Raw genomic sequence first — 26,366 nt, forward strand, 5'->3', positions numbered from 1 at the left:
TTGCGACGGATACCCTAGGGGGGTATCGTATCCGGTATGCACGGATACAGCGACAACAAGGACGACCTGCTCAAGCGGCTGCGTCGTGCCGAGGGGCAGGTGCGCGGCATCGCCCGCATGGTCGAAGAGGACAAGTACTGCATCGACATCCTCACTCAGGTGTCGGCGGCCACCAAGGCCCTCGAAACCGTCGCCCTCTCGCTGCTGAGCGACCACCTCAGCCACTGCGTCGCCGAGGCCACCGCCGAAGGCGGTCCCGTCGCCGACGCCAAGATCCGCGAAGCGAACGAAGCCATCGCACGCCTCGTCCGCTCCTGACCCCCACGAAAGGCAACCCATGAGCACCATCGACTCCGAGATCGTCGTCACCGGCATGACCTGCCAGCACTGCGTGCGCAGCGTCACCGAAGAGCTCACCGAGCTCGCCGGCGTCAGTGACGTCTCGGTCGACCTCAAACCCGGTGCCGCCTCGCGGGTGACCATCCGCAGCGAGGCCGCCCTCGACCCGGCGAGCGTGCGCGCGGCCGTGGAGGAGGCCGGGTACGCGCTCGCCGAGCAGGCATGAGCGCGCCCAGCGTCGAACTCGACATCTCCGGGATGACCTGCGCCTCGTGCGCCACCCGGATCGAGCGCAAGCTCAACAAGCTGCCCGGCGTGGCCGCCACGGTCAATTACGCCACTGAGAAGGCGAGCGTCGAGGCCGCCGAGATCGACACCGCCACGCTCATCGCCACCGTCGAGGCGGCGGGCTACCACGCCGCAGTCCCCCCGCCCCCGACCCCCGAAGAACCCGAGCAGGCAGCGCCCGAGCTCGGTGTGCTGCGTCGCCGGCTGGTCATCAGCGCGGCGCTCGCCGTGCCGGTGGCCGTCATCTCGATGATCATGCCGCTGCACTTCCCCGGCTGGGAGTGGGTGGCTCTCGCCGTCACGACCCCCATTGCACTGTGGGGCGCATGGCCGTTCCACCGTGCCGCGGCGATCAATGCGCGCCACGGCGCGGCCACGATGGACACGCTCGTGAGCGTCGGCATCCTCGCCGCCTTCGGCTGGTCCGTCTACGCCATGTTCTCCGGCACCGCAGAGGTGTACTTCGAGGTCGCGGCGATCGTGACGGTGTTCCTGCTCATCGGCCGCTACGCCGAGGCGCGCGCCAAGGCGTCGTCCGCAGAGGCACTGCGCGCTCTGCTGCAGCTCGGCGCGAAGAACGCCACCCGCCTCGTCGACGGTGTCGAGCATCAGGTGCCCGTCGGCGAGCTCGCCGTCGGCGACCTCGTCCGGGTGCGTCCCGGTGAGAAGATCCCGTCGGACGGTCTCGTCATCGACGGCGCGTCGGCAGTGGATGCCGGGATGCTCACCGGCGAGTCCATGCCGGTCGAGGTGACCGAAGGCTCGCGCGTCGTCGGCGCCACGGTCAACGTGAGTGGTTTGCTGACGATCGAGATCACGCGCGTCGGCGCCGACACCGAACTCGCCCGCATGCGCCGTCTCATGACCGAGGCGCAGACGGGCAAGGCGAAGGTGCAGCGTCTCGCCGACCGCGTCTCGAGCGTCTTCGTGCCGATCGTCATGGTGCTCGCCGTCATCGCGTTCGTGCTGTGGCTGCTCGTCGACGGCTCGGCCGAAGCCGCGTTCACGGCCGCCATCACGACCCTGATCATCGCGTGCCCATGCGCGCTCGGTCTCGCCACCCCCACCGCACTGCTGGTCGGCACCGGGCGCGGCTCGCAGCTGGGCATCCTCATCCGCGGACCGCAGGTGCTCGAGCAGACCCGCCGCGTCGACACGATCGTCCTCGACAAGACCGGCACCGTCACCACCGGGCGCATGGCCGTCGGCGAGGTGCGGCCGGCCACCGGCATCCACCCCGACGACCTGCTGCGCACCGCCGCGGCCGTCGAGTCCGGCTCGGAGCACCCCGTCGCGCGCGCCATCGTCGACGCAGTGCATGCCGCGGTCTCGGTCGACACGTTCTCCTCGCACGCCGGGTTCGGGGTGCAGGGCATCGTCGACGGCGCCCTGGTCGTCGCGGGGCGCCCGGCATGGCTGGCCGAGGAGTGGAGCATCCGCCCCACCGATGCCGAGAGAGTGGATGCCGCATCTCTCGCCGCCGGCGGTGCCACCGTCGTCGCGGTCGGGCGCGACGGCGTCTACCTCGGCGCGATCGCCGTGGCCGACACCGTGAAGCCGACCAGCGCCGCGGCGATCGAGAAGCTGCGCGACCTCGGACTTCGTCCGGTGCTGCTCACCGGCGACAACGACGGGGCGGCGGCGCGGGTCGCCGCCGAGGTCGGCATCGACGAGGTGCACGCGGGCGTCACGCCGGCGGGCAAGCTCGACGCGATTCGCGCGCTGCAGGCGGAGGGACGCGTGGTCGCGATGGTCGGCGACGGCGTCAACGACGCGGCGGCACTCGCGGCCGCCGACCTGGGGCTCGCGATGGGTGGGGGCACCGACGCGGCGATCGCCGCCAGCGACATCACCGTCGTGTCGGGCGACCTCTTGATCGTCGTCGATGCGATCCGGCTGGCCCGCCGCACGCTCGGCACGATCAAGGGCAACCTGTTCTGGGCCTTCGCGTACAACGTCGCGGCGCTGCCGATCGCGATGCTCGGGCTGCTCAACCCGATGATCGCCGCGGCCGCGATGGCGTTCTCGTCGGTGTTCGTGGTCACCAACAGCCTGCGGCTGCGGCGGTTCCGGTGATGCACGAGCACGGTGGGCGCGCGGCGCGCGATGCGCACGCGGCGCGTGACGGGGACGCGGGTCACGACGCGCATGCGGCGCGTGACGACCACGCCGGTCACGACGCACCCGCGGGTCACGGCGAGCACCCCGGTCACACCGACCACGCCGGTCACGACGCACCCGCGGGTCACGGCGACCACGCAGGGCACGGCGACCACGTGGGTCAGTTCCGCCGCCTCTTCTGGATCATGCTCGGGCTGGCTGTGCCCGTCGTCGCGTTCTCACCGATGTTCGCGCACATTCTCGGCTATCCACTGCCCGACGCCGCGTGGGCCGCGTGGGTCTCACCCCTGCTCGGCACCGTCATGTACGTCTGGGGCGGCCGGCCCTTCCTGACCGGAGCCGTCGCCGAACTGCGCGACCGCGCACCGGGCATGATGCTGTTGATCGGGCTGGCGATCACCGTGGCGTTCCTCGCGTCCTGGGGTGCGAGCCTCGGCATCCTGCATCATGAACTCGACTTCTGGTGGGAGCTCGCCCTCCTGATCGTGATCATGCTGCTCGGTCACTGGATCGAGATGCGATCGCTCGCGCAGACGACCTCCGCGCTCGACTCGCTCGCGGCGCTGCTGCCGGACGAGGCCGAGCGGGTCGAGGGCGATGCGACCGTCACCGTCGCGCCCGCCGAGCTGCGGGTCGGTGACGTCGTCGTGGTCCGCCCCGGCGGCCGGGTCCCCGCCGACGGGCGCATCATCACCGGCGGCGCCAGCGTCGACGAGTCGATGATCACCGGCGAGTCGAACCCGGTGCGCCGCGAGGTCGGCGACGCGGTCGTGGCGGGGACCATCGCCACCGACTCCGGCATCCGCATCGAGATCGCCGCCGTCGGCGATGACACCGCGCTCGCCGGCATCCAGCGCCTCGTCAGCGATGCGCAGAACTCGTCGTCGCGCGCGCAGCGGCTCGCCGACCGCGCGGCGGGCTGGCTGTTCTGGTTCGCGCTCGGTGCCGCCCTGATCACGGCCATCGTCTGGACGCTGCTCGGCTCGCCCGATGACGCGGTAGTCCGCACCATCACCGTGCTCGTGATCGCGTGCCCGCACGCGCTGGGCCTGGCCATTCCGCTGGTCGTGTCGATCGCGACCGAGCGCGCCGCCCGTGCCGGCCTGCTCATCAAGGACCGGCTCGCGCTGGAGGCCATGCGCTCCGTCGACACGGTGCTGTTCGACAAGACCGGCACGCTCACCAAGGGCACTCCCGCCGTCCTCGAGGTGGCGACGACCGACGGCTTCGGCGAGGGCGAGCTGCTGGCGCTCGCAGCGGCCGCGGAGGCCGACTCCGAGCATCCGCTCGCCCGGGCGATCGTCGAGGCAGCACGTGCGCGGGATCTCACCGTGCCCGCGACGACGGAATTCAGCTCGGAGCCTGCGACCGGCGTCCGTGCCGTCGTCGACGGCCGGGTCGTGCACGTCGGCGGTCCCTACCTGCTCGAGCAGGAAGACGCCCGCGAGCTCGCGATCGCCGAGCAGTGGCGCGGCGGCGGCGCCATCATCCTGCACGTGCTGGTCGACGGCCGTGTCGCCGGAGCCCTGCGGCTCGCCGACGAGATCCGTCCTGAGTCGAGGGATGCCGTGGCCGCGCTGCGCCGGCTCGGCATCGGCGTCGCGATGATCACCGGCGACGCCGAAGCGGTCGCGGCATCGGTCGCGCGTGAACTCGGCATCGACCGGTACTTCGCCGGCGTCCGGCCCGAGAACAAGGCCGCTACCGTGCAGGAGCTGCAGGCCGAGGGTCGCCGGGTAGCGATGGTCGGCGACGGGGTCAACGACGCCCCGGCGCTCGCCCAGTCCGACGTCGGCATCGCCATCGGCGCGGGCACCGACGTCGCGGTCGCCTCGGCCGGGGTGATCCTCGCGGGCGACGACCCCCGCGCGGTGCTATCGCTGATCACGCTGTCGAAGGCGACGTATCGCAAGATGGTCCAGAACCTGTGGTGGGCAGCGGGCTACAACCTGATCTCGGTGCCGCTCGCGGCCGGGGTCCTCGCCCCGATCGGCTTCGTGCTGCCGATGTCGGTGGGTGCGGTGCTCATGTCGCTGTCCACCGTCGTCGTCGCCCTCAACGCACAGCTGCTGCGCCGGCTCGACCTGCGCCCGGAATCGATCTGATCCCGGCGCTTCCGAGCGAACTCCCCGAAACGATTCGATACCATGAAGGGTTGCCACCGGCATCCCTTCTCTTCCTCCTGCCCGCACGTTTCGCTCGAGAGCTCTCCCGCATGTCCACCACCCTGACGACCGGCCGTCCCTGGCGCGTCATCCTCCTGTTCTCCGTCCCCCTGCTGATCGGCAACGTCGTTCAGCAGCTGTACCAGTTCGCCGACGCGATCGTGGTGGGTCGCCACCTGGGCGTCGACGCGCTCGCCGCCGTCGGCGCGACCGGCAGCCTGCTGTTCCTGCTGCTCGGGTTCGCATGGGGACTCACCTCCGGGTTCGCGATCCCCACCGCACAGGCCTTCGGCGCCCGCGACTACGCCGCGGTGCGCCGGTCGGTCGCGTCGGGCGCGATCCTGACCGCGATCACGAGCGTGCTGCTCACCATCGCCGCGCCGCTGCTGGCCGAGCCCGCACTCGTGCTGCTGCAGACCCCGCCCGAGCTCGTCGCCGAGGCCACGGTGTTCGCGCAGGTCAGCTTCCTCGGCGCCGCCGCGATGATGTCGTTCAACTTCCTCGCCGCGATCATCCGCGCGATCGGCGACTCGCGGACGCCGTTGGTGTTCCTCACCCTCGCGTGCCTGCTCAACGTCGCGCTCGTGATCCTCATGGTCGGCCCGCTCGACTGGGGCGTCGGCGGCGCCGCGCTGGCCACCGTCGTCTCGCAGGCGGTGTCGGTGCTGCTGTGCCTCGAGTACGTCCGCCGCCGGGTGCCGGTGCTGCACGTCGGCCGCGCGGACTTCAAGGTCACCCGCGCCGACCTGGCCGAGCATCTGCGGCTCGGCCTGCCGATGGGCTTCCAGGCGTCGATCATCGCGATCGGCGCGCTCGCCGTGCAGGTCGCCTTGAACAGCCTCGGTGCCGAGGCCGTCGCGGCCTACACCACGGCATCCCGAGTCGACGGACTCGCCGTCGCCCTGCTCCAGTCGCTCGGGCTCGCCGTCTCGATGTACGCGGCGCAGAACCTCGGTGCCCGTCGCCCCGACCGCATCCGTCGCGGTGTCGTGCAGGCAGTGTGGATGTCGATCATCGCGGCCGTCGTGCTCGGTGCCCTGCTGGTGCTGTTCGGGTCGGCCATGGTGCGCCTGTTCGTCGGCGACGGGTCGGAGGAGGTCGTGGAGCTTGCCCACCTCATGCTGATCGTCAACGGTGTGAGCTATAGCGCTCTGGGGGTGCTGTTCGTGCTGCGCGGTGCGCTGCAGGGCCTCGGGCACACTCTGATCCCGACCGTGACGGGCGTGGTCGAGCTGGCCATGCGCGTCGGCGCGGCCGTGATCTTCGGTGCGCTGTTCGGATTCGTCGGCGTCGCCCTGAGCAACCCGCTCGCGTGGGTGGGCGCGGCCGTCGTGCTCATCCCCGCGTACGTGCATGCGCACCGCGCGCTGGCACGCTTGCCGATCCAGCCTGAGACGTTGACGCCGACCACCCCGATCCCGGTCGTCGGCCCCACCGACGGCTCGATGATCGTGGATGCCATCGTCACGCAGCCCATCGCCCTTCCGCAGTCGCCGTCGGGCGCCCAGCGCGGCAACCTCGTGCGCGTCTTCGCCCGCCGCCGCGCGCCGCGCGACCGCGTCTCGCGCTGAGCCCCGCGACCTCGGCATCCGCTCGCCCTGGTATCGCCGGAGGAAGGCAGATCGTCGGAGGAAGGCGGGATGCCGCGGAGAGTGGCCTTCCTGGGCCGATTCGCCTTCCTGGGCCGACGCGGTCCACCCTGCCCGGCAGCGGCGGATCGGGTGTTGAACCCGAGGGTGACCCGGAGGAAGCGGGATGCCGGAGGAAGGCAGATCGCCGGAGGAAGGCGGGATGCCGGGGACAGTGGCCTTCCTGGGCCGAATCGCCTTCCTGGGCCGACGCGGCCCACTCTGCCCGGCACCGGCGGATCGGGTGTTGAATCGGAGGGTGACCACCGCCCTGCAGCTGCTGACCGAGATGCCCGACCCGCAGTACGTCATGGTCGGCGACGGGTATCGCATGGCGACCTACACCTGGGGCGATCTGGCCGACCCGACCGTCGTCCTCGTACACGGCTTTGCCTCCAGCGCCCGTGACAACTGGGTCAACACCGGGTGGGTGCGCGACCTCACCCGCTCCGGGTACCGGGTGCTTGCCGTCGACCAGCGCGGCCACGGACTCAGCGACAAGCCGCACGACCCGGCCGCGTACCGGCCGCGGGCCCTCGCCGCCGACATCGAGGTCGTCCTCGACACCTACCTCGTCGACCAGGCGTTCTACGTCGGCTACTCGCTCGGGGCACGCGTGGGCTGGGAGGTCGCGCAGGACTTCGCCGCGCGCATCGACCGGGTCGTCCTGGGCGGCGTGCCCGACGGCATCCCTCTCGCCCGGCTCGATCTCGATCAGGTGCGCGCGTACGTCGCCGACGGCACGCCGGTGACCGATCGAGTGACGCAGAACTACATCGCGCTGTCCGATCGCGTCGCGGGCAATGACCTGCGCGCGCTGCTCGCGATCGCCGAGGGCATGCGGGCCTCGCGCATGATCGATCCCGATCCGTCGCACGCGCCCGAGCAGCCGGTGCTGTTCGCGACCGGCTCCGAAGACGCGATCATCGAGGGCTCGAAGGCCCTCGCCACCGCGTGCGCGCAGGGCCGGTTCGTCGAGATCCCCGGGCGGCACCACTTCAACGCGCCGGGGTCGAGGGCGTTCCGCGAGGCGGCGCTGGCGTTCCTGGCCGAGTGAGCCTTCCCCTGTGGTTCGCCGCGGCGTAGCCTCGAGCCGATGGCCGAGCCGCACCACCTGACCCGCGAGCAGGCACGCCGCATCATCGTGCGCGCGCAATTGCTCGACGCCGATCGGCCGGGCGACGTCATCGAGGTGGCCGAGCAGCTCACTTATATCAAGATCGACCCGACGGCCACGATCGCGCCGTGCGAGCACACGATGGCCTGGACGCGCATCGGCTGGTCGTACGAACCCGGCCAGCTGCGCAAGGCGGCCGAAGACGACCGGCTGCTGTTCGAGTTCGACGGCGCCTTCCGCCCGACCAGCCTGCTGCCGTTCATGCGGCCGACCATGCGCGTGTGGCCCACGCGGGAGAGCAACCGGCAGTGGCTTGAGGCGAACGACCGGTTCAAGCGCGAGATCCTCGACCGGCTGCGCGCCGACGGGCCGACGCTGACCACCGATATCCCGAACACCGCGCAGGTCGACCGTGCCCCCGACGGCTGGACGGGCACGAACCAGGTGCCGATCATGCTCGACTTCCTCTGCCGCCAGGGCCTGGCCGCCGTGGTCGGCCGTGAGGGCCGGCACCGCCGGTGGGATCTCGCCGAGCGGGTCTACCCTGCCGATCTGCCCGAGTACGACCCCGATGACGCCGCGCGGCTGCTGGCCGAGCGCAAGCTGCAGGCGGCGGGCATCGCCAGGGCTCACCGGTACTGGAACGCGGTCGGTTCTGCGGGTGAGCCGGCCACCGTCGAGGGCAGCAAGTGGAAGTTCCGCGTCGACCCCGAGGCGCTGGCGGCGCTCGACGACGACGCCGGCGGACGCGTGGCGTTCATCAACCCGTACGACTCGATGCTGTTCGACCGGCCACGACTCGAGGAGGTCTTCGAGTACAAGTACGTCCTCGAGCAGTTCAAACCGAAGGCGCAGCGCGTCTACGGGTATTTTGCGCATCCGATCCTGCTGGGTGACCGGTTCGTCGGGATGCTCGACGCCGAGGTCGACCGCAAGGCCGACGTGCTGCGCGTGAACGCGATCCACGAGTTCGAGCCGTTCGAGCCGGACGAGATGGAGATGGTCCGCGCCGAGATCGACGACCTCGCCGAGTGGCTGGGTGTCCCGGTCGTCGGGGTGAGGTGACTGCCTTCCCTTTCCATTATCCCGCATGAGGGGGGTCTTGCGGCAAGGGCCCCCTGATAGGGCAGAATCGCAGATCGCATCGGAAAACCGTCGATGCGGACCGAGGGGAGACGGATGCCGTCACTGGGCACCACAAGTGCATTCCACCTGCCGGAGCGACTGACTGCGAAGAACGATCCGGCGTTGATCGGCGCGGACGAGGAGCACTTCGCGGCGATCGGCGAGAGCCTGGCCCGCACGACCGCGCAGCTGCAGACACAGCTCGAGGGGGAGCGCCGCAAGCCGGCCCATCCTGGCCAGCAGGCGCTCGAGCGCGACCTCGAAGTCCACCGGCTGAGCTCCCGGCTGCGGCTGCTGCGCCGGTTCGGTCTCGACATGTGCCTCGGACGCATGGTCTATGCCGACACCGATGAGCCGGTCTACATCGGCCGATTCGGTCTGACCGGCGACGACGGCCGCCAGCTGCTGGTCGACTGGCGCGCGCCCGCGGCCGAGCCGTTCTTCGCCGCGACGCACGCGCAGCCCATGGGCCTGGTGAGCCGGCGCCGCTACCGGTGGACGAACCGCCGCGTCAGCGACTACTGGGATGAGGCGTTCACCGCCGATGCCCTGGCATCCGGTGCCGCGCTCGATGACGAATCGGCGTTCATCGCCAGTCTCGGCTCGTCCCGTTCGCCTCGCATGCGTGACGTCTTGAGCACCATCCAGTCCGACCAGGACGCGATCATCCGCGCCGGCTCACGCGGCGCGCTCGTCGTCGACGGCGGTCCCGGCACCGGCAAGACCGTCGTCGCCCTGCACCGTGCCGCGTACCTGCTGTATGCCGACCCGCGACTGCAGGCCGGTCGCGGTGGCGTGCTGTTCGTCGGGCCGCACCAGCCCTATCTGGCCTATGTCGATGACGTGCTGCCGAGCCTCGGCGAAGAGGGCGTGCAGATCTGCACTCTGCGCGAGCTGCTGCCGCAGGGGGCGGATGCCGGTGTCGAGCACGATTCGCGCGTCGCCGCGCTGAAGGCTTCGGCCGCGCTCGAAGCGGCTGTCGAACCGGCTGTCGCGCTGTACGAGGAGCCGCCCGCGCAGGCGCTGCTGGTCGAGACGCCCTGGGCCGAGGCGTGGCTCACCCCCGAGGACTGGGCGGACGCGTTCTCGGCGGCGGAGGCCGGCGCGACGCACAACGACGCGCGCGATCAGGTGTGGGAGGAACTGCTCGACATCCTGCTCGCCGGGCACGGGGAGCTCGATGTCTCGCCGACCCAGTTGCGCCGCCAGCTGGCGCGCAACGAGACGTTGGGAAGGGCCTTCGCGAAAGCATGGCCGCTGCTGAGCCCCGAGGTGGTCGTCGCAGACCTGTTCACGGTGCCGGCGTACCTGCGCAGGTGCGCACCGTGGCTCACCGCCGACGAGGTGACGACACTGCAGCGCGAGGACGGCCGGGCCTGGACCACTTCTGATCTGCCCCTGCTGGATGCCGCGCGGCTGCGCGTCGGCGACCCCGAGCAGAACCGGGTGCGGCGCCGCCGCGAGGTGACGCTCGCCGAGCAGCGCGAGCAGATGGACCGCGTCGTCGACGAGATCATCGCGGCCGACGACTCCGAGCTGGGCGAGGTGCGGATGCTGCGAGGCGCCGACGCACAGCACAGTCTTGTCGACGAAGCGCTGCTGCCCGCGCTCGACCCCGATGCCCTGGCGGGTCCGTTCGCCCACGTGATCGTCGACGAGGCGCAGGAGCTGACGGATGCCGAGTGGCAGATGCTGCTGCGCCGCTGCCCGTCTCGAAGCTTCACCATCGTCGGCGATCGCGCCCAGGCCCGCCACGGCTTCAGCGAGTCCTGGACCGAGCGCCTCGAGCGGATCGGATTCCGAGATGTGCATATGGCATCCCTGACGGTGAACTACCGCACCCCCGAAGAAGTCATGGCCGAGGCCGAACCCGTGATCCGCGCGGCGATACCCGACGCGAATGTGCCGACATCCGTGCGCAGCAGCGGTGTCGGTGTGCATCATGGCTCGGTGGCCGAGCTCGGCGGCATCGTCGCGCAGTGGCTCGCCGCACATGAGGAGGGCATCGCATGCGTGATCTCGCCCGAAGGCCGCCCCGTGGAGTGGGCGGCCGGCACGGACCGCGTGCGAATGCTCACTCCCGAGACGGCGAAGGGTCTCGAGTTCGACCTCGTGGTGCTCATCGACCCCGATCGGTTCGGCGACGGCATCACCGGCGCTGTCGATCGCTACGTGGCGATGACCCGCGCCACCCAGCGGCTCGCGATCCTCACGAGCTGATCAGCCCGCGGGGTTCGTCGCCGCACCGTCGAGCCACAGCGTGTCGCTCGGGTCGGCGTGAGTGCCGCCGCTGCCGACGTGCTTCGCGCTGATCTGCGGGCCCTTCGTGATCACGTGCACGAGCGCCATCGCGTGCCCGCGTCCGAGGCCGTAGTCGGCTGCGAGCCACTCCACGATCGGCGTGGCCTTCGTGCTCTCGTCGAAGCCGCGCTCGCGTGCGAGGTCGACGAGCTGGCGGGGCGTGAGTCCGGTCTTCTTCTCGATGGCGTCGAGATATGCCTGAAACGACATGAGTCCTCCTCCGTGCGAATTCCTGGTCCATCGTGACGCATAGCGCGGCCGACGTCCACCATCGGGCGCGCGTGACCGCTGGCGGGGAGAGCCCGTCGATGGAATCATCGAAGCGATGGGCATCCCCGACCTGCAGACGCTCGCCCTGCTGCGCCGCGTCCGCGACAAGATGGACCGCGAGTACGCGCAGCCGCTCGACGTCGAGTCGCTCGCGCGCGACGTGCACATGTCTGCCGGGCACCTGAGCCGGCAGTTCGTGCTCGCCTACGGTGAGCCGCCGTACTCGTACCTCATGACGCGGCGTATCGAACGGGCGATGACCCTGCTGCGCCGGGGCGATCAGACCGTCACAGAGGTCTGCTTCGCCGTGGGATTCTCCTCACTGGGCACGTTCAGCTCGCGGTTCTCGCAACTCGTGGGTGTCGCGCCCAGTGTGTATCGCGAACAGGGCGCGCCGTTCCGGCCCGGCATGCTGCCGTGCATCGCCAAGCATCTGACCAAACCGATCAGGAATCGAGAAGCGCCGGTAGCCGCAGCGCTCGTACCGTGATCGTCATGGACATCACCATTCACTCCAGCTTTCTCCCGCACACCGATCCAGAGGCATCACTGACCTTCTACCGCGACGTGCTCGGCTTCGAGGTGCGGCTCGACGTCGGCTACGAAGACATGCGGTGGATCACCGTGGGCCCCGCCGGGCAGCCCGACACCGCCATCGTGCTGCACCCGCCGGGGGTCGGCTACGACATCTCGGACGACGAGAAGCAGACCCTGCTCGAACTCATCGCCAAGGGCAGCTACTTCGGCGTCAACCTCGCCACCGACGACCTCGACGCGACTTTCGCGCAGGTCGAGGCTGCCGGGGCCGACATCGTGCAGGAGCCCATCGAGCAGGACTACGGCGTCAGAGACGCGGCGTTCCGCGACCCGGCCGGCAACCTCATCCGCATCCAACAGAAGAAGGAGAACTGAAATGGCCGACAAGGGCAGCGGGTTCAGCGCCGAAGAGCGCGCCGCAATGAAACAGCGCGCCGAAGAACTACGGGCATCGAAGGGGCTCAAGGGCGCCGCGAAGCTGGCCAAGGAGCTCGAGGCCTGCGTCGCTGCGATCGACGGGCTCGACGGCGTGGACAGGGACGTCGCCGTGCTGCTGAACAAGGTCGTCAGCGAGGAGGCCCCCGACCTGAACCCGAAGACCTTCTACGGCTTTCCCGCGTATGCGCGTGACGGCAAGGTCATCGTGTTCTACCAGCCGGCCTCGAAGTTCAAGACCCGCTACGGCACCGTCTCCTTCGATGAGACGGCGAACCTGGACGACGGCCCGATGTGGTCGGTCTCCCACGCCGTGGTCGAGGTGACCGATGCCGTCGAGAAGAAGATCCGCGCACTCGTCAAGAAAGCGGTCAGCTGACGCACTCCACCCGACGGCCGCATCGTCACCCCAGCGGGATGCCGACGATGCGGTCGTCGCCGTCTGAGGGGTCGCCGCGCCCATCGGTGTTGTTGGTGAGCACCCACGCCGCACCGTCCGGGCCGGCGATGACGTCGCGCAGCCGCCCGTACTCGCCGGCCAGGTGCTCGCTCGACGTGCTCAGATCGTTCAGCGGGACCTCGCGCAGCACCTGACCGCGCAGGTTCGCGATGTACAGCGAGTCGCCGATCACCGCGATGCCGCTCGGACTGGCCGCGCCCGGCTCCCACACCTGCACCGGATCGATGAACCCCTCATCCTCACCGCCGGTGCCCTCCACGACCGGCCAGCCGTAGTTGCCGCCGGCGACGATCTCGTTCAGCTCATCCCACGCGTCCTGACCGAACTCGCTCGCGAGCATCGTGCCGTCGTCGGTCCACGCGAGCCCCTGCACGTTGCGGTGGCCGAGGCTGTACACCGGAGAGCCGGCGGTGGGGTTGTCGGCGGGGATCGACCCATCCGGGTTCACCCGGAGGATCTTGCCCGACAGCGACTCGGGATCCTGCGCGCCGTTCGCGTCACCGGCATCCCCCGCCCCCAGGTACAGGGCACCGTCGGGACCGAACGCGATCCTTCCGCCGTTGTGGATGCCGGCTTTGGGCAGAGAGTCGATGATCACGGCCGGATCGTCGAGGGCGAGCGAACCGGGCTCACCGGTCAGCTCGAAGCGGACCACGCGGTTGTCGTCGGCGGCCGTGAAGGCCGCGTAGATCCCGCTGTCGCCGTCGAAGGCGAGACCGAGGAGCCCACCCTCCCCGTCGGGAACGACACCGTCGACGGTCGTGATCTCGCGCACGTCGCCGGCCTCGGTCAGCTCGAGGATGCGCGCGCTGTCGCGCTCGCTGATCAGCACGGAGGTGCCCACCACGACCATCGACCACGGTGCGTCGAGCCCGGTGGCGATGTCGGCCGGGGTCTCGGGAGCAGGCTCGGTGGTCTCGGTCGGGGTCGGCTCGGGCGTCGGCGCAGTGCTCGTCGGGGCCGGGGTGGTGGGCACCGGCTCGGTCGTCGGGCCGAGCGCGATGATGAGCGTGCACACCGCCAGCGCCGCGCACGCGGGCGCCATCGTCCAGCGCTCCGCGGGGCTGCGTGAGATGAGGTTCATCACGATGCCGACCACGAAGTACGCGAAGAGGATCCAGGTCATGACGACGACGAAGCCCGATTCGCCGCCGGGAAGGATGCCGGCGCGACTCAGCAGCAGCGCCGCGAAGCCCAGGTAGAGCACGACCGAGATCGCGCTGACGACGCGCAGCTTCGTCGGCAGGACCTTGTGCTGTCCGCCCCAGACGAACCGGCCGTACGGCAGCCCGGCGGCGACGAGCACCTGCAGCACCGCCAGGGCGAGAAGAAGGACACACGCGATCACTGCGGCGGCGGTCGTCATGTGCGTCACCTTAGTGGGCTGCGGTGGCGCGGGGTAGCGCGCCCGGCGGCCAGTCCTGCGCGACGACCTAGACTGGAGAGGTTCTGATCCGCCTGCCCTGATGGGTTTCTGCCGTGACCGCCACCGCCGCCCGCACTTTCGAAGTGCGTCACCTTCAGCTTGCGCGCGCCCTGTTCGCGGCGCTCGCGGCGATCATGATCACGTTCTCGGGCGATCACTCGGCCCCCGTCGGGCTGTCGGTGTTCAGCGGCTTCGCCATTGCCACGGGCCTGGTCTTCCTGCTGTCCTGCTGGCTCGTCTACCCCGCCGGCTCCCGCAGCGTGCCGATGATCCTCGGCATCGTGACCATCGGCGTCGGCATGGCCGGAGGCCTCCCGCCGCTGCGGACGGACACCCTGTACTTCGTGCTCGTGATCGCCTGGGCCTTCGTCACCGGGGTCGTCGAGCTCATCGGCGGCATCCGGGGGCGGCGCACCGGCGACCCCGCCGCGCGCGACGGCGTGCTCATCGGCATCCTGACCATCGTGCTCGGCATCGGACTGCTGCTGGTCAACCCGGCCTACAGCCTCGAATACTTCATCGCCGAGGCCGGTCGGGCCTTCACGCTCACCGGCATCACCATCGGTGTCGGACTGTTCGGCGGCTACTGCGCCATCGTCGCGGTGTTCCTCGGCATCGCCGGCTTCTCGCCGCGGCGCGAGGCCCTCACCGAGGCGCCCGGCGCGAACACCTCTGCAGGAGAGACCGTATGACCGAACCCCGCCCCACCCGCCGCGACCTGATGAAACCGGTGCAGCTGCTCGGCTTCGCGTTCGCGGCCGCCGTGTTCGGCGGTGTCATCGCCCTGATCTCGATGGGATTCTTCCAGGACCTCACCGGCGCCCAGCGCGAGCACGTCATCATCGTCGCGCTCGTCGTCGCCGGGATCTCGTTCATCGCGACGCTGGTCATCATGGCGCTGCTGATCCTGGCCGTCGACCCGGCGCAGCTGGAGAAGCCCGTCGACCGTCCCGTGCTGCTGCCCGACGAAGACACCTCTGGTGGTGCCGGTGCTGCCGGCGGCTCGAATGGGGCTCGGGATGCCGGGGACGCAGACGACAAGGGCGGCCCCGCCGCCGGGTGACTGCCTCGGGCCGGTGACTGCCTCGGGCCGGGTGATCCGACATCCACTTGCCTCACGCGCCCTTGACCACGGTCGCCACGCGCACGATTGTGGTCGCGTGTTGCGGTGTGCCGGGCGTGGAGGCGGCCAGAGGTGACCCTGATTCGTGTCGTGCCTTGGTGGAACGCGGCCGCCTGCACGATTGTGGTCGCGTGTTGTCGTGTGCCGGGCGTGGAGGCGACCAGAGGTGACCCTGATTCGTGTCCTGCCTTGGTGACACGCGGCCGCCTGCACGATTGTGGTCGCGTGTTGCCGTGTGCGCGGCGTGGAGGCGGCCACGGGCGACCCCGATTCCGTGAGAAGGGGCGCGGAGAGAACGGCTCCGTCAGCGGAGTTCGTCGACGAGGCGGTCGGCCAGACCCGTGTAGCTCGCGGGGGTCAGTGCCAGCAGGCGCCGCTTCGCGTCGTCGCCGATGTCGAGCCCCTGCACGAACTCGGCCAGCTCGGGTCCACCGACGCGGCGACCGCGCGTGAGGTCCTTGAGCAGTGCGTACGGGTCGGTGATCTCAGAGCGCCCGGCGGTGATCTCCGCGCGCACCACGGTCTGGATCGCCTCGGCCAGCACCTCCCAGTTCGCGTCGAGGTCGGCCAGCAGCACGTCGCGAGAGAGCGAGATCTCCTTCAGCCCGCGCTGCAGGTTGTCCAGCGCAAGCAGTGAGTGACCGAACGCGACGCCGATGTTGCGCTGCGTCGTGGAGTCGGTCAGGTCACGCTGCATGCGGCTGGTCACGAGAGTGGATGCCAGTGTCTGGAACAGCCCGCCCGAGATCTCGAAGTTCGCCTCGGCGTTCTCGAACCGGATCGGGTTGATCTTGTGCGGCATCGTCGAGGACCCGGTTGCCCCGGCGACGGGGATCTGCGCGAAGAAGCCCATCGCGATGTAGGTCCAGATGTCGGTGGCGAGGTTGTGCAGGATGCCGCCGGCGTGACGCGCCCGGTCGTACAGCTCGACCTGCCAGTCGTGCGACTCGATCTGCGTCGTCAGCACGTTGAAGTCGATGCCCAGCCCTTCGATGAACGCGCGCGACAGCGCCGGCCAATCCACGTCGGGCGCGGCCGACAGGTGTGCCGACCAGGTGCCGGTGGCGCCGGAGAACTTCGCGAGGTACTCCCCTGCCTCGATCTGCTTCGCGACCCGCTCGAGGCGCCACGCGAACACCGCGAGCTCCTTGCCCATGGTCGACGGCGTGGCCGGCTGTCCGTGCGTGCGGGAGAGCATCGCGGCATCCCGATGCTCCTCGGCCAGTGCCGAGATCGCGCCGATCACGGCGCGCAGCTTCGGCAGCCAGACGTTCTCCACAGCCCGCTTGACAGTCAGGGCGTACGACGCGGAGTTCACATCCTCGCTCGTGCAGGCGAAGTGGGTGAGTTCGGCGACGGCATCCAGCCCCAGCGACGACAGCCGGTCGCGCACGAGGTACTCGACCGCCTTGACGTCGTGGCGTGTCACGGCTTCCTTCTCGGCGAGCCAGTCGATCTCGGCCTGGCCGAAGTCGCGGTAGAGGGCGCGGAGGTGCTCCCTGTCTGTCTCGCCCAGCGGGCTCGACTCGAACAGCGAGCGGTCGGTGAGCGCGATGATCCACTCGACCTCGACCTCGACGCGGGCGCGGTTGAGGCCCGCTTCAGACAGGTAGTCGGCGAGATCGCCGACTGCGGCTTGGTAGCGGCCGTCGAGCGGGCTGAGGGGCTGGGCGGGAAGAGAGGTCACGAGGCTCCGATCGGTGAGGGGAGGGCGCTCAGGACGTCGATCGGATGGCGGGTTCGAGCTGCCGGAAGAGCGCCCGGCTCGCACCTTCGATCATACCGAGCACCTCGTCGAACATTCCGGGGTGCCCGTAGTAGGGGTCGGGCACGTCGAGCTGCCCGTCGTCGCGCGGCGCGATCGACAGCATGAGGGCGAGTTTGTCGGCATCGTCGGGCGTGCGCGCCCAGCTCGCGAGAATGCGCTCGTGCGAGCGGTCGAGGGCGACGACGAGGTCGTTGCGGTCGAAGTCCGCGTGCGTGAACTGCCGGGCGCGGTGGTGCGAACCGTCGTACCCGCGGCGGCGGAGGGCGTCGAGGGTGCGTCCGTCGGCGCGCTCGCCGACATGCCAGTCGCCGGTCGCCGCGCTGGAGGAGACGACCCGGTCGCCCAACCCGGCCTGCGCGGCGAACCAGCGGAAGACGACCTCGGCCATCGGGGAACGGCAGATGTTTCCGGTGCACACGAAGATCACGCGGTAGGGGTCTCGCACATCGGGCACGAGTTCCATCATGGCGAATCCATCGCCTCCTGCACAGGATGCCGGGATTCCGAACTGTCCACGGATGCTCCTGCCACGCGCTTCGCGGGCGTTGCGGATGGTCAGGATCGGTGCATGACGACCATCAGCACAACATCTCCGCCGTGGATCGAGGCGGCTCACCGCCTGGGCGTCGCGCGTGAGCGTCTACGCGCGCTTTCGGGGGAAGTCGACGTCCTGCGCGCCAGGGCGCGGGCGCTCGCCGCGGCGACGGATTGGCAGTCGCGATCGGTGGACCGGTACCGCGACGCCATGACAGATCTGATCGAACGATTCGACCGCATCGCGGACGGGTTCGACCTGGCAGACCAGGACCTCGACTGGGAGCAGCAGCGCCTGCGGTCGCTTCCCGTGGACCTGTGGCGATGAGCGACCTCGAGATCCGCAGCGGAAGCGTCATCGCCGTCAACACGCATCACCTGCGTCACACGGCCGGACGGCTGATGTCGCTGGCTGCCGAGTGCGAGGTGGTCCAACGGAGGCTGCACGACATCTCCGCCGGCATCACCGACGAGGGGGCGTGGGCGAACCTGCCGCTCGCCCTGGTCGCCGAGGCCATCGAACGCACCCGCTCGATCGCGGCCGATCTGCGGACCCTGGCGACCATCTATGAAATGGTCGAACTCGAAATCCAGCGAGATGCCGCCGCCGCCATCGGCGACGACCTGAGTGCGCGCAGCCTGACCGGGCGGCTCGCGGCGCTGAGCGGGACACTCTCCCTACCCGAGCAGGTGGTGGCCTGGCAGCTCACGCGAGGATGGCGTGCGGACAGCCACCGGGAGCTGACGTGGCAGTCGGTCCAGGCCGGCCTGCCGTTCGGGCCGTTCGGCTGGGCGGTCTCCGCGGTCGTCCCGCTGCTGCTCGTGGGCGTCCGCGGCCTGGACCGCGGGGCCGTCCCGAACGACGCGCGGCTGCGCGGACCCACGCGGCCCGTGTCGCTGAGCCCGCATCGACTGCGGGAAGCCACGACAGCGCCCGCGACCGTCGCCGACGTCGCCCGCCGCCTGCCTGACGACACGCTCGGTCGCGTCAGAGTCGAGCGCTACACGATGCCCGACCGGTCCCGGCAGTTCGTCGCCTACATCGCAGGGACCCGGTTCGGGGGCGACGACGAGCCGTTCGACATGACCTCGAATCTCGAGCTGTACGACGGGGTGCGCTCCGCATCGTACGAGGCGACCGTGGAGGCGCTGCGCGCGTCGGGAGCCGGGCCGGGCGACACCGTGCACCTGGCCGGGCACTCCCAGGGCGGCATGATCGCCTCGCGCGTCGCCCTCGAGCATGAGTTCAGGGTCGAAACCATCATCACGTTCGGCTCGCCCGTGCAGGCCGATGTCGGCGCGGACACGCTGCAGGTGGCGGTGCGGCATACCGATGACCTCGTGTCGGCCCTGTCCGCCGGCGGGTTCGAAGGCGCCAGCGGCGCACCGGGCAGCTTCGTCGCCGAGCGTGTCGCGGATCCGGTCGGCACGATCGGCGACGTCACATTCGACGTGCATCAGATGGAGGCCTACACCGAGACCGCCGAGCTGCTCGACTCCTCGACCGATCCGAGAATGGATGCCGTGCGCGAGAGCCTCGCGCCGCTGGCCACGGCGACCTCTGTCAGCACCACCGTCTACGGCGCCGAGCGCGGGACCGCACGTCGCGCGGGCGGTGGTGGGGCTTAGCGCTTCTTCTTCAGCTGCGGACGCAGGAAGATGCCCAGGATCCAGTTGATGAGCGTGATCACGAGGGCCGCGACGACGCCGAGCCAGAAGTCCTCGACCCGCAGGCCCCACTGCCACCAGTGGGTGAGCCAGGCGGTCAGCCACAGGAGGAACCCGTTGATGATGAGCGAGATGAGGCCGAGCGTGAGGATGTAGAGCGGGAACGCGACGATCTTGATGACCGTGCCGATGATCGTGTTGACGATCGCGAACACGGCGGCCACGGCGAGCAGCGTGAGCACCATCTGCAGGGTCTCGCCCGGAGGGAACGGGATCACATCGACCTGCAGGGGATCGATGAGGGTCACCACCCAGATGGCGAACGCGTTGATGATGACGCGGATCAGGAAGCGCATAGTGTCGCCAGTCTGGCACGGTCAAGGGTGTCGTTCCTAGAGTTGACGCGTGTCCGACGTGTCGAAGGTTCGCGTGCTGATCGCGCTGCCGCTGCGGGGCCGGTCGCAGGCGCGCAACAGTCCCGCCGACCGGGTGCCGAGCCACGGCACGCACCTGTTCGGCACGACCTATGCGATCGACCTCGTCCCGGTGGACGAGCACGGCCGCTCGGCACGACGCGGCTGGCGCGCGTGGCTGGCGAGCGAGCCGCCCGAACGGTTCATCGGCTTCGGCGCCGATGTCCTCGCACCCGCAGACGGCGAGGTCGTCGCTGTGCACGACGGGGAGCCCGACCACGTCGCGCGTCGCTCGGTGTTCGCGGGGCTCCGCTATCTCGCCACGCAGGGCGCGCGCGCCCAGGCGGGAGTCGGCGCGATCGCCGGCAACCATGTCGTCATCGCGCTCGGCGCCGGTGGCCCGTTCGTCTTGCTCGCGCACCTGCGCGGAGGGTCGGTGGCCGTTCGCGTGGGAGATCGGGTGAGGGCGGGCGACCGCGTGGGCGCGTGCGACAACTCGGGCAACAGCACCGAGCCGCACGTCCACCTGCAGGTCACCGACACCATGGCGTGGGCGACGGCCCGCGGCGTTCCGCTCGCGTTCCGCACCGGACCGCACGGCGAGCCCCGGCCCGATGGCTGGATGCCGCGCAACGGCGAGATCGTCTGGGCCCGCTGAGGTCCACGGCCGGCTACGGCCTCCAGCCGCCTCGAGCCGGCCAGTCGCGTTCTTCCGGAAGTCGCACGGTCATGGCCATACCAGAATGGTCCTGCCACCAGATTGGAATCTCCCCAACCCGTGTCCGGTCGGCACACGCTCCGTAGACTCGAAGCGTGACCGACATCCCCGTGCGCATCCGGCCCGAGATCGCGGCGCTGCCCGCGTACAAGCAGGGCACGCAGGCAGGGCCCGACGCCTTCAAGCTGTCGAGCAACGAGAACCCCTTCGACCCGCTGCCCAGCGTGCTCGCCGCGGTGCAGGGCGCGACCGCCGTCAACCGCTACCCCGACGCCTCCGCCGGGCGGTTGCGGGCACGCGTCGCCGAACGCTACGGCGTCGGCACCGACAGCGTGCACGTCGGCGCCGGATCGGTGTCGATCCTGTACCAGCTCGCGCAGGCCACCTCGGGTCCCGGCGACGAGATCGTCTTCGCGTGGCGGTCGTTCGAGGCCTATCCGGGCCTCGCCGTCGTCGCCGGAGCCACCGCCGTGATGGTCCCCGGCACTGCGAACGGACACCACGACATCGCGGCGATGGCATCCGCGCTCACCGACCGCACCCGCATGGTGCTGGTCTGCAGCCCCAACAACCCGACCGGCCCGATCGTGACCCAGGCCGAGTTCGACACGCTGCTTGCGGCCGTGCCCGCCGACGTCCTGGTCGTGCTCGACGAGGCCTACGCCGAGTTCATCACCGCGACCGACGCGGTCGACGGCAAGAAGGTGCTCGCGTCCGGTCACCCGAACGTCGTCGTGCTGCGCACGTTCTCGAAGGCCTACGGCCTGGCGGGGCTGCGGGTCGGGTACGCCGTCGGGCACCCCCGGATCCTCGATGCCGCCCGGTCGACGGGCATCCCGCTGTCGGTCACCGCCGCCGCCGAAGACGCTGCCCTGGCCAGCCTCGACGCCGAGCCCGAGCTGCTCGAGCGGGTGCGTGTGATCGCCGAGCGTCGTGACCTGCTGGTCGCGCGGCTGCGCGAGACGGGCTGGGATGTGCCCGACGCGCAGGGCAACTTCGTGTGGCTCCCCGCCGGCGATCGGGCCCTCGAGGTCGCCGAGGCCTTCGCGGCGGCCGGGCTCATCGTGCGCGCCTTCGCCGGCGACGGCGTGCGCATCACGGTGGGCGAGGAGGAGTCGATCGATCGGGTGGTGACGACCGCGGCCGGCCTTGGCGTCCGGAGCCAGTGATTTCCGGCATCCATTGTCGATCTCATGCAGACCGGTGCATAGGCGTCGCGATAGCGTGAATCCATGACCCCGCTCGACGACCCTGACATCGTGCGCGTTCTGACGGCGGAGGGCACGTTCGCCCCGACGCCACAAGCCGAGCGTTACGTCCCGCTCATCGAGGCACTCAGCGACACCGATCTCGAGACCTTCTACCGCGACATGGTGATCTCGCGGGCGTTCGACCGCCAGGCCACGAACCTGCAGCGCCAGGGGCAGCTCGCGCTGTGGCCGCCGTCGTACGGGCAGGAGGCCGCTCAGGTCGGCTCGATCCGCGCCGCGCGCGCTCAGGACCACATCTTCCCGTCGTACCGCGAGCACGTCGTCGCCACGATCCGCGGCGTCGATCCGGTCGACATCATCCGGCTCATGCGCGGACTCACGCACGGCGGCTGGGATCCGACGGATGCGCGCAACGGCAACACCCACGTGTACACGCTGGTGCTCGGTTCGCACACTCTGCACGCCGCCGGGTACGGCATGGGTCTCGTGTTCGACAAGCGCTGCGGCACCGGAGACCCCGAGCAGGACGCGGCCGTCATGGTCTACTACGGCGACGGCGCCTCCAGCCAGGGCGATGTGCACGAGGCCATGGTGTTCGCCGCGAGCTACCAGACGCCGCAGGTCTTCTTCCTGCAGAACAACCAGTGGGCGATCTCGGTGCCGGTGGCCACCCAGTCACGGGCCCCGCTGTACCAGCGGGCCGCCGGATACGGCATGCCGTCGCTGCGGGTGGACGGCAACGACGTGCTGGCCAGCTACGCGGTCAGCAAGCTCGCCCTCGACGAGGCGCGCGCAGGCTCCGGCCCCCGCGCGATCGAGGCGATGACCTACCGGATGGGCGCGCACACCACCAGCGACGACCCGACGAAGTATCGCACCTCCGACGAGGAGGAATCGTGGGCACGGCGCGATCCCATCGCGCGCATGCGCACCTACCTCGAGGGCCGGGGCGCGTCCGAGACGTTCTTCGAGGGGGTGGATGCCGAGGCGCGCGACTACGCGGATGATGTGCGCGTGCGCACCAATGCGCTCGGCGGCATTCCCGTGGACACGATGTTCGCGCATGTGTACAGCGACCGGCATCCACTCGTCGAAGAGCAGCGACAGTGGCTCGCCGACTACGAGGCGTCGTTCGAGGGAGGCCAGGCATGAGCGCGGAAGTGCTGCCGTTCGCGAAGGCGCTCAGCGCCGGGCTCGCCGCGGCGATGGACGCCGACGATCACGTCCTGCTCATGGGCGAGGACATCGGGCGCCTGGGCGGGGTGTTCCGCGTGACCGAGGGGCTGCAGGCGCGGTTCGGCGAGCAGCGCGTCATCGACTCGCCCCTGGCGGAGTCGGGCCTGGTCGGCACCGCGATCGGACTCGCGATGGCCGGCTTCCGACCCGTGGTGGAGATCCAGTTCGACGGATTCGTGTTCCCCGCGTTCGACCAGATCACCACGCAGCTGGCGAAGTTCACGAACCGGCACGAGGGTGCACTGCAGATGCCGGTCGTCATCCGCATTCCGTACGGCGGGCACATCGGCGCCGTCGAGCACCATCAGGAGAGCCCCGAGGCCTACTTCGCGCACACGCCGGGGCTCCGGGTTGTCTCGCCCGCGTCGCCGAACGACGCGTACTGGATGATCCAGGATGCGATCGCCTCGCCCGACCCGGTGATCTTCCTCGAGCCGAAGGCCAAGTACTGGCTCAAGGGCGAAGTCGACACGGCCGAGCGCGCCATGCCGCTGCACGCGTCGCGCCGGGTGCGACAGGGCACCGATGTGACCCTCGTCGGGCACGGCGCGATGGTCACGACGCTGCTGCAGGCCGCCGCTCTGGCCGAGGCCGAGGGCACCTCGTGCGAGGTCATCGACGTGCGATCGCTGTCACCGGTGGACTACGGCCCGATCCTCGACTCGGTGCGCCGGACCGGCCGCATGGTCTACGCGCAGGAGGCGCCGGGGTTCGCCTCGGTCGGCTCGGAGATCGCGGCCACCGTCATGGAGAAGGCGTTCTTCGCGCTCGAGTCGCCTGTGCTGCGCGTCTCGGGGTTCGACGTGCCGTTCCCGCCCGCGAAGCTCGAGGGTCAGTTTCTGCCCGACGCCGACCGGATTCTCGAGGCCGTCGACCGCGCCCTCGCCTACTGACATGCCCGCCCCCGCGACCCTTCCCCCCGCGAGAGAACAACTGGCCGCCGAGAGAACGGGTGAGACCTGTACTCTCGGCGCTGAGTTGTTCTCTCGCGGATGGGGTGGGGCCGTCCACGGGGCCGGGGGACCATAAGGAGCACCATGAGCACGCAGACCTTTCTTCTTCCGGACGTCGGTGAAGGACTGACCGAGGCTGAGATCGTCCAGTGGCGGGTCGCCCCCGGCGACACCGTGGCGGTCGACGACGTGCTGGTCGAGATCGAGACGGCGAAGTCGCTCGTCGAGCTTCCGTCGCCGTTCGACGGGACCGTCGGCGAACTGCTCGCCGCCGAGGGAGACACCGTCGAGGTCGGCGCCGCGATCATCACGATCAGCGGCGGTGCCGCCGCGGCCGATGTGACCGCCGGCCAGTCGGAGCACGGCGAGCAGCCTGCTGATCCGGATGCCGGTGGCGCAGTGCTCGTGGGCTACGGCACCGGTGGCGCCGCCACGTCGCGCCGCAAGCGGCCCGAGAGCCGCACCGAGGCGGTGCGGGCGTCGGTCGGGGTGGTCGCCAAGCCGCCGGTGCGCAAGCTCGCCCGCGACCTCGATGTCGACCTGACCCAGGTCACCCCCAGCGGTCCCGCCGGCGAGGTCACCCGGGACGACGTCATGGCGCACGCCTCGCAGGCGTCGGTGTTCCGCAACATCGCGACCCCCGATCTGCCCGCCGAGCGGGAGCGGACGATCTCCGTCGCGCCGGAGGCGCCGGCATCCACCCCCGTGCTCGATGAGAGCCGCGAAGAGGCGATCCCGGTCAAGGGAGTGCGCAAGGCGACCTCGTCGGCGATGGTGCGCTCGGCGTACACGGCGCCGCACGTGTCGGTGTGGACCGACGTCGATGCGACCCGCACGATGGAGCTCGTCAAGCGGCTCAAGGCCTCGCCGGACTTCGCCGACATCAAGGTGTCGCCGCTGCTGATCTTCGCCCGGGCGCTGGTGTGGGCCGTGCGCCGCACGCCCATGGTCAACGCCGCGTGGATCGACAAGGAGGATGGCTCAGCCGAGATCCGCGTGCGCAACTACGTCAACCTCGGCATCGCCGCCGCGACGCCCCGGGGACTGCTGGTGCCGAACATCAAGGACGCGCAGGACCTCAACATGCGCGAGCTGGCGCGGGCGCTCGAGAAGCTGACCCTCACCGCACGCGAAGGCAAGACGACCCCGGCCGACCAGCAGGGCGGCACGATCACGATCACGAACATCGGCGTGTTCGGGATGGATGCCGGTACCCCGATCATCAACCCCGGCGAATCGGGCATCGTCGCGATGGGCACGATCCGGCAGAAGCCGTGGGTGGTCGACGGCGAGGTGCGTCCGCGCTACGTGACGACCGTGTCGGGCTCGTTCGACCACCGCGTCATCGACGGCGACGGCATGAGCCGGTTCATCGCCGACATCGCCGCGATCCTCGAGGAGCCCGCGCTGCTGCTGGACTGACCTCGACGTGGCCTGGCCTCGCCGGTGGACAGGGCCACCCGCGTGGTGAGAACGATTATCAATAGCGGTTATAGTGGTGGGTATGAACCGCCGAACCCTCGCTCCGCTCGTGCTCGTTGCAACATCCGCCCTCGCCCTCGCGGGCTGCGCGTCCACGGCACCCGATGCGGGAACGGACGACGCGGTGCAGGTCGTGGCATCCACCAACGTGTACGGGTCGATCGCGGAGGCCATCGGGGGAGACCTCGTCGACGTGACGGCGGTCATCACGTCGCTGTCGCAGGATCCGCACTCGTACGAGGCGTCGGCGCGCGACCAGCTGACGGTCTCGCGCGCTGACCTCATCGTCGCGAACGGCGGCGGGTACGACGCGTTCATGGATGACCTCATCGACGCGAGTGGGACGGATGCCGTGGTGCTCAGCGCGGTGACGTTCTCGCACGACTACCCGGACAATGCGGGACATGACGCCGAGCCCGATCATGATCACGCCGAAGGCGACGACCACGAGCACGACGACGCGGAGGACCACGACGGCCACGATCACATCGAGGGCTTCAACGAGCACGTCTGGTACGACCCGCACACGATGGCGCACCTGGCCGAAGACATCGCGCACGAGCTCGGCGCGCTCGACCCCGGCAATGCGAGCACCTACGAGGCGAACGCGGCGGAGTTCACCGCCGGCATCGACGAGATCGAGGCCGCACTCGACGACATCGCCGCAGGCCACCAGGGCACGCAGATCTTCGTCACCGAGCCCGTGCCGCTGTACCTGACCGAGGCTGCCGGTCTTGTGAACGCGACTCCGGAGGCGTTCAGCGAGGCCGTCGAGGAGGGGCAGGACGTCCCGCCGGTGAGCCTGCTGGAAGCCTTGCGCACCATCGAGTCGGGAGACATCGCCGTGCTCATCGCGAACGCGCAGACCGGCGGTGCCGAGACCTCGCAGGTGATCGACGCAGCCACCGCGCAGGAGATCCCTGTGCTCGAGTTCACCGAACTGGTGCCCGAGGGTGAGACGTATCTGACCTGGATGGGGCAGAACGTCGCCGACCTCGCGGGTACGCTTTCCCGGTGAGCTCGTCCGACCCCGCAGGCACGTCGCCGC

Annotated in this window: 26 protein-coding genes; 21 read left to right on the forward strand and 5 right to left on the reverse strand. The window is 70.1% G+C overall.

Features of this window, described 5'->3' with window-relative positions:
- Positions 1-36: 36 nt before the first annotated feature.
- From BKA10_RS12600 to helR, 8 genes are all read left to right on the forward strand, one after another.
- Complete coding sequence (locus tag BKA10_RS12600; RefSeq protein WP_183500204.1) at positions 37-318, forward strand: metal-sensitive transcriptional regulator; 282 nt, start codon at positions 37-39, stop codon at positions 316-318.
- Positions 319-337: 19 nt separating this feature from the next.
- Entirely contained in the window at positions 338-565 is a 228-nt protein-coding gene (locus BKA10_RS12605; protein WP_183500205.1) for a heavy-metal-associated domain-containing protein, read from the forward strand.
- Positions 562-2,703 (forward strand): heavy metal translocating P-type ATPase, encoded by a 2,142-nt coding sequence (locus BKA10_RS12610; protein ID WP_183500206.1) that lies wholly within the window; start codon positions 562-564, stop codon positions 2,701-2,703. The genes BKA10_RS12605 and BKA10_RS12610 overlap by 4 nt, the downstream gene beginning before the upstream one ends.
- The gene (locus tag BKA10_RS12615; RefSeq protein ID WP_183500207.1) at positions 2,703-4,853 is read left to right on the forward strand and encodes a heavy metal translocating P-type ATPase; all 2,151 of its coding nucleotides are present in this window, start codon (positions 2,703-2,705) and stop codon (positions 4,851-4,853) included. Before BKA10_RS12610 ends, BKA10_RS12615 begins: the two co-directional genes overlap by 1 nt.
- A 110-nt stretch (positions 4,854-4,963) precedes the next feature.
- Positions 4,964-6,484: an MATE family efflux transporter gene (locus tag BKA10_RS12620; RefSeq protein WP_183500208.1), complete on the forward strand. Its 1,521-nt coding sequence runs from the start codon at positions 4,964-4,966 to the stop codon at positions 6,482-6,484.
- A 316-nt stretch (positions 6,485-6,800) separates the two neighbouring features.
- Entirely contained in the window at positions 6,801-7,598 is a 798-nt protein-coding gene (locus BKA10_RS12625) for an alpha/beta fold hydrolase (protein WP_248199267.1), read from the forward strand.
- Between the two features lie 39 nt (positions 7,599-7,637).
- Positions 7,638-8,723 (forward strand): DNA glycosylase AlkZ-like family protein, encoded by a 1,086-nt coding sequence (locus tag BKA10_RS12630; protein ID WP_183500209.1) that lies wholly within the window; start codon positions 7,638-7,640, stop codon positions 8,721-8,723.
- Positions 8,724-8,837: 114 nt separating this feature from the next.
- Entirely contained in the window at positions 8,838-11,003 is a 2,166-nt protein-coding gene (gene helR, locus BKA10_RS12635; RefSeq protein ID WP_183500210.1) for an RNA polymerase recycling motor ATPase HelR, read from the forward strand.
- On the opposite strand, the gene BKA10_RS12640 is transcribed toward helR, so the two are convergent.
- A complete protein-coding gene (locus BKA10_RS12640; RefSeq protein ID WP_183500211.1) occupies positions 11,004-11,294 on the reverse strand; it encodes a DUF4287 domain-containing protein in 291 nt (96 codons plus the stop codon).
- 115 nt (positions 11,295-11,409) lie between these two features.
- On the opposite strand from BKA10_RS12640, the gene BKA10_RS12645 reads away from it, so the two are divergent.
- Genes BKA10_RS12645 through BKA10_RS12655 form a run of 3 tightly spaced genes read left to right on the forward strand, consistent with a single transcriptional unit; the run spans position 11,410 to position 12,705 of the window.
- Positions 11,410-11,844 (forward strand): helix-turn-helix transcriptional regulator, encoded by a 435-nt coding sequence (locus BKA10_RS12645; protein ID WP_183500212.1) that lies wholly within the window; start codon positions 11,410-11,412, stop codon positions 11,842-11,844.
- A 5-nt stretch (positions 11,845-11,849) separates the two neighbouring features.
- Positions 11,850-12,266 (forward strand): VOC family protein, encoded by a 417-nt coding sequence (locus BKA10_RS12650; protein ID WP_183500213.1) that lies wholly within the window; start codon positions 11,850-11,852, stop codon positions 12,264-12,266.
- Position 12,267: 1 nt separating this feature from the next.
- A complete protein-coding gene (locus BKA10_RS12655; protein ID WP_183500214.1) occupies positions 12,268-12,705 on the forward strand; it encodes a hypothetical protein in 438 nt (145 codons plus the stop codon).
- A gap of 25 nt (positions 12,706-12,730) precedes the next feature.
- Here BKA10_RS12655 and BKA10_RS12660 read toward each other — a convergent pair whose 3' ends face one another.
- Positions 12,731-14,152 carry a PQQ-dependent sugar dehydrogenase gene (locus tag BKA10_RS12660; RefSeq protein ID WP_308221573.1) on the reverse strand — a complete coding sequence of 474 codons (1,422 nt, stop codon included), beginning with the start codon at positions 14,150-14,152 and terminating at the stop codon, positions 12,731-12,733.
- Positions 14,153-14,265: 113 nt separating this feature from the next.
- Between BKA10_RS12660 and BKA10_RS12665 the strand changes: the two genes are divergently transcribed.
- Positions 14,266-14,904 carry an acyl-CoA synthetase gene (locus BKA10_RS12665; protein WP_183500215.1) on the forward strand — a complete coding sequence of 213 codons (639 nt, stop codon included), beginning with the start codon at positions 14,266-14,268 and terminating at the stop codon, positions 14,902-14,904.
- Positions 14,901-15,275 carry an amino acid transporter gene (locus tag BKA10_RS12670; protein WP_241740157.1) on the forward strand — a complete coding sequence of 125 codons (375 nt, stop codon included), beginning with the start codon at positions 14,901-14,903 and terminating at the stop codon, positions 15,273-15,275. Before BKA10_RS12665 ends, BKA10_RS12670 begins: the two co-directional genes overlap by 4 nt.
- A 364-nt stretch (positions 15,276-15,639) precedes the next feature.
- Here BKA10_RS12670 and purB read toward each other — a convergent pair whose 3' ends face one another.
- Both purB and BKA10_RS12680 read right to left on the reverse strand, forming a co-directional pair.
- Positions 15,640-17,022, reverse strand: a complete 1,383-nt coding sequence (gene purB, locus BKA10_RS12675; protein ID WP_183500216.1) for an adenylosuccinate lyase — start codon at positions 17,020-17,022, stop codon at positions 15,640-15,642.
- Positions 17,023-17,050: 28 nt separating this feature from the next.
- The gene (locus BKA10_RS12680) at positions 17,051-17,566 is read right to left on the reverse strand and encodes a low molecular weight protein-tyrosine-phosphatase (RefSeq protein WP_183501198.1); all 516 of its coding nucleotides are present in this window, start codon (positions 17,564-17,566) and stop codon (positions 17,051-17,053) included.
- A 105-nt stretch (positions 17,567-17,671) separates the two neighbouring features.
- Here BKA10_RS12680 and BKA10_RS12685 point away from each other — a divergent pair, with 105 nt between their 5' ends.
- Positions 17,672-17,965, forward strand: a complete 294-nt coding sequence (locus BKA10_RS12685) for a hypothetical protein (protein WP_183500217.1) — start codon at positions 17,672-17,674, stop codon at positions 17,963-17,965.
- Positions 17,962-19,266, forward strand: a complete 1,305-nt coding sequence (locus BKA10_RS12690) for an alpha/beta hydrolase family protein (protein WP_183500218.1) — start codon at positions 17,962-17,964, stop codon at positions 19,264-19,266. The genes BKA10_RS12685 and BKA10_RS12690 overlap by 4 nt, the downstream gene beginning before the upstream one ends.
- On the opposite strand, the gene BKA10_RS12695 is transcribed toward BKA10_RS12690, so the two are convergent.
- Positions 19,263-19,661 carry a phage holin family protein gene (locus BKA10_RS12695; protein WP_183500219.1) on the reverse strand — a complete coding sequence of 133 codons (399 nt, stop codon included), beginning with the start codon at positions 19,659-19,661 and terminating at the stop codon, positions 19,263-19,265. The two genes, BKA10_RS12690 and BKA10_RS12695, sit on opposite strands and share 4 nt — an antisense overlap.
- 49 nt (positions 19,662-19,710) lie before the next feature.
- On the opposite strand from BKA10_RS12695, the gene BKA10_RS12700 reads away from it, so the two are divergent.
- The 6 genes from BKA10_RS12700 (at position 19,711) to BKA10_RS12725 (ending at position 26,336) form a co-directional block, all read left to right on the forward strand.
- Positions 19,711-20,376, forward strand: coding sequence for a peptidoglycan DD-metalloendopeptidase family protein (locus BKA10_RS12700; RefSeq protein ID WP_248199264.1), 666 nt, complete (start codon positions 19,711-19,713; stop codon positions 20,374-20,376).
- A 155-nt stretch (positions 20,377-20,531) separates the two neighbouring features.
- Entirely contained in the window at positions 20,532-21,605 is a 1,074-nt protein-coding gene (locus tag BKA10_RS12705; RefSeq protein WP_183500220.1) for a histidinol-phosphate transaminase, read from the forward strand.
- Positions 21,606-21,668: 63 nt separating this feature from the next.
- Positions 21,669-22,799, forward strand: a complete 1,131-nt coding sequence (locus BKA10_RS12710) for a thiamine pyrophosphate-dependent dehydrogenase E1 component subunit alpha (protein WP_183500221.1) — start codon at positions 21,669-21,671, stop codon at positions 22,797-22,799.
- Entirely contained in the window at positions 22,796-23,776 is a 981-nt protein-coding gene (locus BKA10_RS12715; protein ID WP_183500222.1) for an alpha-ketoacid dehydrogenase subunit beta, read from the forward strand. The genes BKA10_RS12710 and BKA10_RS12715 overlap by 4 nt, the downstream gene beginning before the upstream one ends.
- Positions 23,777-23,920: 144 nt before the next feature.
- The gene (locus BKA10_RS12720) at positions 23,921-25,258 is read left to right on the forward strand and encodes a dihydrolipoamide acetyltransferase family protein (RefSeq protein ID WP_183500223.1); all 1,338 of its coding nucleotides are present in this window, start codon (positions 23,921-23,923) and stop codon (positions 25,256-25,258) included.
- 82 nt (positions 25,259-25,340) lie between these two features.
- Positions 25,341-26,336: a metal ABC transporter solute-binding protein, Zn/Mn family gene (locus BKA10_RS12725; RefSeq protein WP_183500224.1), complete on the forward strand. Its 996-nt coding sequence runs from the start codon at positions 25,341-25,343 to the stop codon at positions 26,334-26,336.
- The last annotated feature ends 30 nt before the right edge of the window (positions 26,337-26,366 follow it).

The sequence above is a fragment of the Microbacterium invictum genome (assembly GCF_014197265.1).
Classification (GTDB): domain Bacteria; phylum Actinomycetota; class Actinomycetes; order Actinomycetales; family Microbacteriaceae; genus Microbacterium; species Microbacterium invictum.

Excerpts from the sequence above, each read along its gene's own strand:
- BKA10_RS12600 (WP_183500204.1), top strand. The coding sequence starts at position 37 with ATGCACGGATACAGCGACAACAAGGACGACCTGCTCAAGCGGCTGCGT.
- BKA10_RS12605 (WP_183500205.1), top strand. The coding sequence starts at position 338 with ATGAGCACCATCGACTCCGAGATCGTCGTCACCGGCATGACCTGCCAG.
- BKA10_RS12610 (WP_183500206.1), top strand. The coding sequence starts at position 562 with ATGAGCGCGCCCAGCGTCGAACTCGACATCTCCGGGATGACCTGCGCC.
- BKA10_RS12615 (WP_183500207.1), top strand. The coding sequence starts at position 2,703 with ATGCACGAGCACGGTGGGCGCGCGGCGCGCGATGCGCACGCGGCGCGT.
- BKA10_RS12620 (WP_183500208.1), top strand. The coding sequence starts at position 4,964 with ATGTCCACCACCCTGACGACCGGCCGTCCCTGGCGCGTCATCCTCCTG.
- BKA10_RS12630 (WP_183500209.1), top strand. The coding sequence starts at position 7,638 with ATGGCCGAGCCGCACCACCTGACCCGCGAGCAGGCACGCCGCATCATC.
- helR (WP_183500210.1), top strand. The coding sequence starts at position 8,838 with ATGCCGTCACTGGGCACCACAAGTGCATTCCACCTGCCGGAGCGACTG.
- BKA10_RS12640 (WP_183500211.1), bottom strand. The coding sequence starts at position 11,294 with ATGTCGTTTCAGGCATATCTCGACGCCATCGAGAAGAAGACCGGACTC.
- BKA10_RS12645 (WP_183500212.1), top strand. The coding sequence starts at position 11,410 with ATGGGCATCCCCGACCTGCAGACGCTCGCCCTGCTGCGCCGCGTCCGC.
- BKA10_RS12650 (WP_183500213.1), top strand. The coding sequence starts at position 11,850 with ATGGACATCACCATTCACTCCAGCTTTCTCCCGCACACCGATCCAGAG.
- BKA10_RS12655 (WP_183500214.1), top strand. The coding sequence starts at position 12,268 with ATGGCCGACAAGGGCAGCGGGTTCAGCGCCGAAGAGCGCGCCGCAATG.
- BKA10_RS12660 (WP_308221573.1), bottom strand. The coding sequence starts at position 14,152 with ATGACGACCGCCGCCGCAGTGATCGCGTGTGTCCTTCTTCTCGCCCTG.
- BKA10_RS12670 (WP_241740157.1), top strand. The coding sequence starts at position 14,901 with ATGACCGAACCCCGCCCCACCCGCCGCGACCTGATGAAACCGGTGCAG.
- BKA10_RS12680 (WP_183501198.1), bottom strand. The coding sequence starts at position 17,566 with ATGGAACTCGTGCCCGATGTGCGAGACCCCTACCGCGTGATCTTCGTG.
- BKA10_RS12685 (WP_183500217.1), top strand. The coding sequence starts at position 17,672 with ATGACGACCATCAGCACAACATCTCCGCCGTGGATCGAGGCGGCTCAC.
- BKA10_RS12690 (WP_183500218.1), top strand. The coding sequence starts at position 17,962 with ATGAGCGACCTCGAGATCCGCAGCGGAAGCGTCATCGCCGTCAACACG.
- BKA10_RS12695 (WP_183500219.1), bottom strand. The coding sequence starts at position 19,661 with ATGCGCTTCCTGATCCGCGTCATCATCAACGCGTTCGCCATCTGGGTG.
- BKA10_RS12710 (WP_183500221.1), top strand. The coding sequence starts at position 21,669 with ATGACCCCGCTCGACGACCCTGACATCGTGCGCGTTCTGACGGCGGAG.
- BKA10_RS12715 (WP_183500222.1), top strand. The coding sequence starts at position 22,796 with ATGAGCGCGGAAGTGCTGCCGTTCGCGAAGGCGCTCAGCGCCGGGCTC.
- BKA10_RS12720 (WP_183500223.1), top strand. The coding sequence starts at position 23,921 with ATGAGCACGCAGACCTTTCTTCTTCCGGACGTCGGTGAAGGACTGACC.
- BKA10_RS12725 (WP_183500224.1), top strand. The coding sequence starts at position 25,341 with ATGAACCGCCGAACCCTCGCTCCGCTCGTGCTCGTTGCAACATCCGCC.